This window comes from Salinactinospora qingdaonensis, from assembly GCF_039539445.1.
Classification (GTDB): Bacteria; Actinomycetota; Actinomycetes; order Streptosporangiales; family Streptosporangiaceae; genus Salinactinospora; species Salinactinospora qingdaonensis.
Window position 1 is genome coordinate 57,046 of record NZ_BAABDD010000024.1, and the last position, 7,934, is coordinate 64,979.

A 7,934-nucleotide genomic window follows, 5' to 3' on the forward strand; every position below is an offset into this window, starting at 1 on the left:
AGGAGACGGCGGATGGCTGACGTTGATAGGCGTTTGCGTCCTGCACAAGAACAGAGAAAAGAATTGCGGCGACGTGCCTGGGGGTTGGTCGCCCATATCCAAAGCGAGGTTTTGCCCTCGCCGGGGCGGCGGGCGGCCCTTCGCCGGGCCGCCGGTATGGAACCGGGAGACCCACGCACCTTTGGCGCCTTCCGAGAGGTCGCCCGTTTCCTTCCCGAACGGGCTAACCAGGCGACCCAACGAGCGTTTCTAGGGGTGGCCGCACTGATGTGTGCCCAGCCACGCCAGGCTCGCCAGAACGATATCGACGCCGCTGCCAGCAAGACTTCCACCACACCGGAAGGGCAGAGCCAAAGCGAACACGGGGCGGGCGACGAGACCTCGTCCAAACCCGTGCTGCCGCGATCGCTGGGGGCGACCCTGGCCTATGCGGTCAACGAGAAGGCCGTCAGCGAGTCCAGCGCCGAAGACCGGCTGCAGTTGGTGTGCCGCAACAACAGCACCGAGGCTCACCGCCAACTGCCCCGCTTGATGGCGCTGCTGCGCAGCTCCCAGATCTCGGTGGACTGGGTGGCACTCATCTGCGACCTGGCTGAGTGGGACCGTTTCCGCCAGCGCAAGGCCGCTGCATGGCTACGCGACTTCTACCGCACCCTCAACGACGCCAACGACGACCCCTCGACGAACAACACTCAGGAGCAAAAGTGACTACGCCGGCCTACATCGACATCCACGCCCTGCAAACCCTGCCCTACTCCAACGTCAACCGCGACGATTTGGGAGCACCCAAAAACCTGGTTTTTGGCGGAGTAGAGCGGACCCGGGTCTCCAGTCAGAGCTGGAAGCGCGTCATCCGTAAAGAGGTCGAAAAACAACTCGGCGCTGACGAGGAGACCGTGCGCACGCGCCGCGTCGTCGTAGGGGTGGCCGAACATTTGGCCGAGCAGGGCTGGAGCCGCGAAGAGGCCGAAGCTGCCGGCATCCAGGTCGCACTGTCGGCGGGCAATGGCATCAGCCTCAAACAAGAACAAAACGAGCGAGAAGAACAAGTCCTGACCACCAACGTGCTGCTGTTGCTGCCCGAGGCCGGGATTGCGGAGCTGGCCAACCTCGCTGCTGAGCACCACGAGGCCATCCTGGCCGAACAGCAGCGCAAGAAGAAACCCCGCGAAAAGACCCAGCCGGTCTTGCCGGGTAAGGACATCGCCAAGATCCTTGGCCGCCGCAGCGCCACCATCAACCTGTTCGGACGGATGCTGGCCGAGCTACCCGGGGCCAACGTCGACGGCGCTGTGCAGATGGCGCACGCCTTCACCACCCACGCCACCCGGGTGGAATACGACTTCTTCGCCGCTGTCGACGACGTTGAGGAAAAACTCAACCTGCCCGGAAGCGGCCACATCAACACCGCCATGTTCAGCGCCGGCACCTTCTACCGCTATGCCAATCTGGACCTGGCCGGTCTGGTAGCCAACCTCAACGGCGACACCACCTTGGCCGTCACCCTCATCAGCGCCTTCCTGGACGCCTTCATCCGCACCTTGCCCTCGGGAAAGAAAAACGCCACCGCTCCCTCGACCGCGCCTGAGCTGGTCCATATCGGCGTACGGGACGACCGCCCCGTCTCCCTCGCCTCGGCCTTCGAAGCTCCCCTCTACAGCGAGCAGGGCCACCTCCAGGACTCGGCTGAGCGGATGGACTCCCATGCCGCGGCGATCTACCGCCTCCTGGGGGCCGAGCACACGCTGTGGTCCGGCCACACCGCCAGCGACAACGTCGCCGAGCCCGAGCATCTCGGCTTGGCACAGCCCTCGTTTGACGACCTGGTCGCCGCCGCCGTTGCCGCCTGCCAGGAGGACCACCAGTGAGCGGCCTCCTGCTACGCCTAGCCGGCCCGCTGCAGAGCTGGGGCGAACGCAGCGTCTACGAGAGCCGCGACACCGCAGGTTTCCCCACTCGCTCGGGAATGCTCGGTTTGATCGCCGCAGCCATGGGACGCCCGCGCGGTAGTGCGCTCGCCGATTTCAAACCGTTGTGCTTCACCGTGCGCATCGATCGCCCTGGCGTGCGCATCGTGGACTACCACACCGCCGGCGGCGCTTTGCCGCCCCCCGCCAAAATCCCCACCGCCGATGAGAAAGGCCGCCCCACCGGCAAAGGCACCATACAAACCTGGCGCGAATACCTCGCCGACGCGGCCTTCACTGTGGCCATAGAAGGCCCTCAAGCACTGGTGGACCAGGTGCGAACAGCGCTGCGTGCGCCCCATTGGCAGCCCTACCTGGGGCGGCGCTCCTGCCCACCCAACCAACCCCTACTGCTCGACCGGCCCGTCGACGACCCGGTCACCGAGTTAAAGACTCGCGTGCCTCTCGCGCGGACTCGGCCCGCTACCGAGCACAGTGTGGCCGTGGACTTCGTCTTCGAAGACCGCCACGAGGACGCAACCATCTACACCGAGCTTCGCGACGATCCCGACGCCTTCACCGTGATCGACCGCACCTACCGAGACCGCCCCCTGTGGCAGGTCACTCACCACCTCTCACACGAGCTCTGCGCCCCCAGGCGCACCGACTACCTCGACCATCTAGCTACCTACGTCACCGGCAGCGAGCGCTGAATGGACATTTGGCTCACCCAGATCGCAGTCCACCCCCAATGCACCCGTCTGTGGCGACGCGGCCTCCTCGACGGAGACCAACTGCACCGCGAACTCATGCACCTCGTCCCCGACGGATTGGGCGAACAGCCACGCCGCGCCAGCGGTCTGCTCTATCGCGCCGAGATCACCCGAACTGGGCTACGCATCCTCGCCCAAACCTGCATCCCACCCCAATTGGAAAAGCTCTCGCACGACTTCGTTCACAGCGCGCAACAACGCTGCATCACCGGCTTCCTCGCAACCCTGCACGCCGGCATGCGCGTGCGCTACCGCATCGCCGCCAACCCCACCAAACGCCACGGCAACACCGCTGAACCACACAAACGCGGCAAACTCGCCCACCTCCACGGCGAACAGGCCGAGCTGTGGTGGCTCCGCAAAGCCACCAACGTCGGACTCCACCCCTTGCAGCTGCATGCAGCCCAACTGTCCGACATACGCGGCACCCGCGACACCCGCCACGGCGTTACCCAATTCGACGGCACCGCCATGGTCACCGACCCCCAGCAACTCCACACCGCCCTCATCGAGGGCATCGGCCGCGCCAAAACCTACGGATGCGGCATGCTCAGCCTCGGCCCCACCCAGGAGCACTCATGACAGGCCCCTTCCCCAAAGCGCGCCGCCTGCTCACCGCACCCACCGTAGCGATGCTGCCCCGCGTAGCCGACTCCCTGTCCTTCCTCTACCTCGAAAACGTCCGCGTCGTCCAAGACGACACCGGAGTCTGTGCCCAAATCCAACCCCCCGACGGCGAGACCAGCCGCGTCTACCTCCCAGTGGCCTCCCTGTCCTGCATCCTGCTGGGAACCGGCACCTCAGCCACCAATCCCGCCATGGCCACATGCGCCCGCCACGGCACCACCGTCGTCTGGTCCGGTGCCGGCGGCGTGCGCATGTACTCCGGCAGCCAACCCTCCGACCTCACCACCGAATGGCTCGAACGCCAAGCCCGCGCCTGGGCTGACGACACCACACGCCTCGAAGTCGCCAGCCGCATGTACCAAATGCGGTTCAACACCCCCGTGCCCGAAGGAACCACCCTCCAGCAACTCCGCGGCCTCGAAGGCCAACGCATGAAAGCCCTCTACCACTCCATGGCGCAGCGCCACCGCCTTCGCGGCTTCAAACGCAACTACAACCCCGAAAACTGGGACACCCAAAACCCCGTCAACCAAGCCGTATCCGCAGCAAACACCGCCCTATACGGAGCCACCCACGCCGCCATCCTCGCCCTGGGATGCTCACCCGCCCTCGGCTTCATTCACAGCGGCAAACAGCAATCCTTCGTCTACGACATCGCCGACCTCTACAAAGCCCAGCACACCATCCCGCTGGCCTTCGCTCTCAGCAACAGCACCCACCCCGACCGCGAAGCACGCATCCGACTACGCGAAAACTTCCGCCTCTACCGCCTCATGCCCAAAATCGCCAACGACATCCAACGACTCCTCAACCCCGACATCACCGATGCCGCCGCCCCAGAAGAAACCGAACTCGTCCACCTCTGGGACCCCGACCTAGGACCCGTCGACGCCGGAATCAATCACGCCGCAGAAGTGGACTGGTGAACACACCCATGCCCAACCTCGTCGTCATCTCCACCACCGCCGTACCCGACTACGTCCGAGGTTCCCTCAGTCGTTGGCTCACCGAACCCACCCCCGGCCTCTACGTCGGCTCCGTCTCCGCCCGCGTACGCGACAAACTCTGGGAAACCGTCAGCACCGCTGTCGGCGACGGCGCCGCCGTCTGTGTCCATCCCGCAGACAACGAACAGCGCTACATCATCAAAACCGCCGGAGAACGCAGAAGACGAGTCACCGACTTCGAAGGGCTCCAACTCATCGAATTCAAAGAAGAAAACGGTATTGTGCAATTGTGAAACTCCAGCTCGTGAAGGGTGCTCTCCACGCGTGTGGAGGTGAGTCGGGTTTTTGGCGGCGCACGGTAGACCGGATGCTGTGCTCTCCACGCGTGTGGAGGTGAGTCGCCATTATCGCCGCTCGCTCCCCATCGCCGTAGGTGCTCTCCACGCGTGTGGAGGTGAGTCGGACGTCCTCAATTCCGGCGCCTACGTCGATCTCGTGCTCTCCACGCGTGTGGAGGTGAGTCGCCTGACTTGTCGCGGTCGGGTTTGACCGGCCTGTGCTCTCCACGCGTGTGGAGGTGAGTCGACCGGCGGGGAGCTCGACGTCAAGGGCGTGTAGTGCTCTCCACGCGTGTGGAGGTGAGTCGCCGAGGCCGAGCGTGGCAACGACGACGCCTTGGTGCTCTCCACGCGTGTGGAGGTGAGTCGGGTGGCCGCGCGGGGCAGTCGCGCTGTCATATGTGCTCTCCACGCGTGTGGAGGTGAGTCGTAGCACAGACGGGGCGCCCCTAGCTCGGATAGGTGCTCTCCACGCGTGTGGAGGTGAGTCGCCACACGCCAGCGGCAACGAACGCCACGATCAGTGCTCTCCACGCGTGTGGAGGTGAGTCGCTGGCCTTGATGGCGTGACGCACGACCGCTTCGTGCTCTCCACGCGTGTGGAGGTGAGTCGCTCTTGCCGATGTCGCCGGCGGCCTCGGCCTGGTGCTCTCCACGCGTGTGGAGGTGAGTCGTACTTCGCTGAGGAGACTCCGCCGTGGGCGCCGTGCTCTCCACGCGTGTGGAGGTGAGTCGCTCTGGATCTCGATCGACCGCTGCGCGCTCGTGTGCTCTCCACGCGTGTGGAGGTGAGTCGGATTCGAGCCGGACAGGCTCCCGCCTGAGGTGGTGCTCTCCACGCGTGTGGAGGTGAGTCGACCGTCTGCATGTGTTGGATGCTCACCGGCGGGTGCTCTCCACGCGTGTGGAGGTGAGTCGCATCCGATCGATATCGGCGGCCGGTCAGGGAAGTGCTCTCCACGCGTGTGGAGGTGAGTCGCCGGATTCCTCCGCCATGTCAACGGCGTCACCGTGCTCTCCACGCGTGTGGAGGTGAGTCGGCGCCGACGCTCGTGAAGACGGTGTGGCAGGCGTGCTCTCCACGCGTGTGGAGGTGAGTCGTTCGCGGCGACCCACCGCAGCCCGACGGAGGTGTGCTCTCCACGCGTGTGGAGGTGAGTCCCGGTCATCGGGGGGCTATGGTGGCCCCGCGCCGTGCTCTCCACGCGTGTGGAGGTGAGTCGGGCCGCTACTCCGATCTGGCCGCAGCCGCCGAGTGCTCTCCACGCGTGTGGAGGTGAGTCGAACACCTACAACAAGATCCGCGACCTGAGCACGTGCTCTCCACGCGTGTGGAGGTGAGTCGCGTAGCGAGGCGTTTCGCGGCGCGGTGATGGGGTGCTCTCCACGCGTGTGGAGGTGAGTCGCGCGCGCGTACTTGTCCGACGGGCGCCGCTGTGCTCTCCACGCGTGTGGAGGTGAGTCGGTGAGCATGGCGTCAATCTCGGACTCGGAGGGGTGCTCTCCACGCGTGTGGAGGTGAGTCGGACGCGCGCGCGATGCTGGCCGGACTCAAGGCGTGCTCTCCACGCGTGTGGAGGTGAGTCGACCAGAGCGAGTTTCACCACGGGGGTTCACCCGTGCTCTCCACGCGTGTGGAGGTGAGTCGCGGCCCGGTTGGAGATCCCGCAGGGGACCCCGGTGCTCTCCACGCGTGTGGAGGTGAGTCGCAAGACCTGCGCCGGCGGTTCGCTCCGGCGCAGTGCTCTCCACGGGCGTGGAGGTGAGTCGGTAATCGTCGTTGCCCTCGTGCGCATCAGTGGGTGCTTGCTTCGCCTCGAAGAGTGGGCCTATATAAGACGGTGGCGCTCCCGATGGGAGAGGGGGTTGGTTAGAGCTGGAGGGTGGCGGTGATGAGGCGGTGGTCGGTTAGTGGTGGGTGGTCGGTGGGTGGGGTGTGGACGTGGTAGGTGCCGGGGGTGAGGGTGTGGTGTAGGGGGTGGTTGACGAGGAGCCAGTCGATGAGCATGGCGCCGCCGTGTTCGGGGGGTGTGTTGGTGGTGGGGCGGAATGCTTCTTCGGCGGGGGTGCCGTGGGTGTGGGCGAGTTCGGCGAGGGCGTGGAAGCCGGCACCGTGGGTGCGTTTTCCCTCTTGGGGGTTCCAGGTGCCGATGAGGTGGTCCAGCGCGCGGGTGTCGGCGTGCCAGGCGGTGGTGGGGCCTGCGGGTTGGTGGCCTTTGTGGTGGCGTTGGTGGGCGGGGACGTGTTGCCAGGTTTTGTCGGGGAGGTGGGGGCCGCTGGCGGTGGAGTTGAGGTCGCCGCCGAGCAGGGTGGGCACTCGGGGGTCGGCGGTCCAGGAGATGGCCCGGGCTTGGTGCAGGCGGGTGTCGCCGTCCCAGGGGTGCCAGTGTTGCAGCACCACGCGCAGGTCGGGCGGGTCGGTGGGGTGTTTATCGCTGTCGGCTAGGAGGAGGTGGGCGGTGTTGCGTCGGGCCAGGGTGGGGGTGGAGCGGGCGTTGCCCCACCAGGTCAGGTGCAGCCGGGTGGGGTCGTAGATGAGGGCGGGTGGGTGGTCGCTGCGCTCCAACCAGCCCACCTCGGCGGTGTAGGGCACTTTGTACCTCTGCGAGAGGGCGCGGGCGGCGCTGTATTTGCCGTGGCCGCCGTGGTCCCACCAGCGGGTGGCCTCGTTGACCAGGATCAACGCGGGTGGTTCGGCCATGTGGGTGAAGAGGGTGGGTAGGTGGGTGAAGTCGAAGTTGTGGTGGCTCCACCCGTTGTCGAGGTTGATCAGCGCGACGGGCAGTTTCATGTGGGGCTTTCTGTAGGGGTGGGTAGGGAGACGGGGATGTCGTGGTGGTGGGCGCGGATGGCGAGGAGGGTGGCGGCGTGGCTGGGCGGGCGCAGGGTGACTCTGGCGGCGGCTAGGCGGGTGTGGATGTGGGTGTAGTCCAGGCCGGTGAGGGTGATGAGATCGTAGATGAGTAGACCGGCCTGGTAGTAGGCGGCGAGCACGCGGGGACTGCTGGTGGGGGTGAGTGCTGGGGTTCCTGCGGGGAGAGGGAGGTCGTTGAGCGCGGTGTGGAGGCGGCGCGCATAGGGCGCGGTGGAGTGTGGGGTTGGGAACGTTTCCGGTAGGGGCAAGATGAGGGGAGCGTGTGGGGTGGGCATGGGTGGTCCTGGGGTCGTCGGGAAGCATCAGCCAACAACGGGCACGACGGCTTGCCGAGGCTAGCCCCGATTGGCAAGGACGCCGAGGCCGCCGTGGAGCCAGACGGGGTCGGGGTTGGTGGGTGGGTGGTGGGGGCGCCAGCAGGTGATGGGTTGTAGGCCGGGGGTGAGGAGGTCGAAGCCGGTGAACAG

General features: G+C 66.1%; 8 protein-coding genes and 1 CRISPR repeat array. Of the genes, 6 read left to right on the plus strand and 2 right to left on the minus strand.

What is annotated here, in order from left to right:
• The first annotated feature begins 12 nt into the window (after nucleotides 1–12).
• From casB to cas2e, 6 genes are read left to right on the plus strand one after another with little or no spacing between them, the layout of a single operon-like run.
• Nucleotides 13–708: a type I-E CRISPR-associated protein Cse2/CasB gene (casB, locus tag ABD848_RS19505; protein ID WP_344974558.1), complete on the plus strand. Its 696-nt coding sequence runs from the start codon at nucleotides 13–15 to the stop codon at nucleotides 706–708.
• Entirely contained in the window at nucleotides 705–1,868 is a 1,164-nt protein-coding gene (gene cas7e, locus ABD848_RS19510) for a type I-E CRISPR-associated protein Cas7/Cse4/CasC (RefSeq protein WP_344974560.1), read from the plus strand. Before casB ends, cas7e begins: the two co-directional genes overlap by 4 nt.
• On the plus strand, nucleotides 1,865–2,620 hold the full coding sequence (gene cas5e / locus ABD848_RS19515) for a type I-E CRISPR-associated protein Cas5/CasD (protein WP_344974563.1): 756 nt from the start codon (nucleotides 1,865–1,867) through the stop codon (nucleotides 2,618–2,620). Before cas7e ends, cas5e begins: the two co-directional genes overlap by 4 nt.
• Nucleotides 2,621–3,262, plus strand: coding sequence for a type I-E CRISPR-associated protein Cas6/Cse3/CasE (gene cas6e, locus ABD848_RS19520; protein WP_344974567.1), 642 nt, complete (start codon nucleotides 2,621–2,623; stop codon nucleotides 3,260–3,262).
• A complete protein-coding gene (gene cas1e, locus ABD848_RS19525) occupies nucleotides 3,259–4,233 on the plus strand; it encodes a type I-E CRISPR-associated endonuclease Cas1e (RefSeq protein WP_344974570.1) in 975 nt (324 codons plus the stop codon). Before cas6e ends, cas1e begins: the two co-directional genes overlap by 4 nt.
• Nucleotides 4,230–4,547, plus strand: a complete 318-nt coding sequence (cas2e, locus tag ABD848_RS19530) for a type I-E CRISPR-associated endoribonuclease Cas2e (RefSeq protein ID WP_344974573.1) — start codon at nucleotides 4,230–4,232, stop codon at nucleotides 4,545–4,547. Before cas1e ends, cas2e begins: the two co-directional genes overlap by 4 nt.
• Nucleotides 4,548–4,565: 18 nt before the next feature.
• Nucleotides 4,566–6,362: direct repeats of the CRISPR family, unit length 29 nt; unit sequence GTGCTCTCCACGCGTGTGGAGGTGAGTCG.
• 100 nt (nucleotides 6,363–6,462) lie between these two features.
• Here cas2e and ABD848_RS19535 read toward each other — a convergent pair.
• Nucleotides 6,463–7,383 (minus strand): hypothetical protein, encoded by a 921-nt coding sequence (locus ABD848_RS19535; RefSeq protein ID WP_344974577.1) that lies wholly within the window; start codon nucleotides 7,381–7,383, stop codon nucleotides 6,463–6,465.
• Nucleotides 7,380–7,742 (minus strand): hypothetical protein, encoded by a 363-nt coding sequence (locus ABD848_RS19540; RefSeq protein WP_344974580.1) that lies wholly within the window; start codon nucleotides 7,740–7,742, stop codon nucleotides 7,380–7,382. Before ABD848_RS19540 ends, ABD848_RS19535 begins: the two co-directional genes overlap by 4 nt.
• Nucleotides 7,743–7,934: the final 192 nt, after the last annotated feature.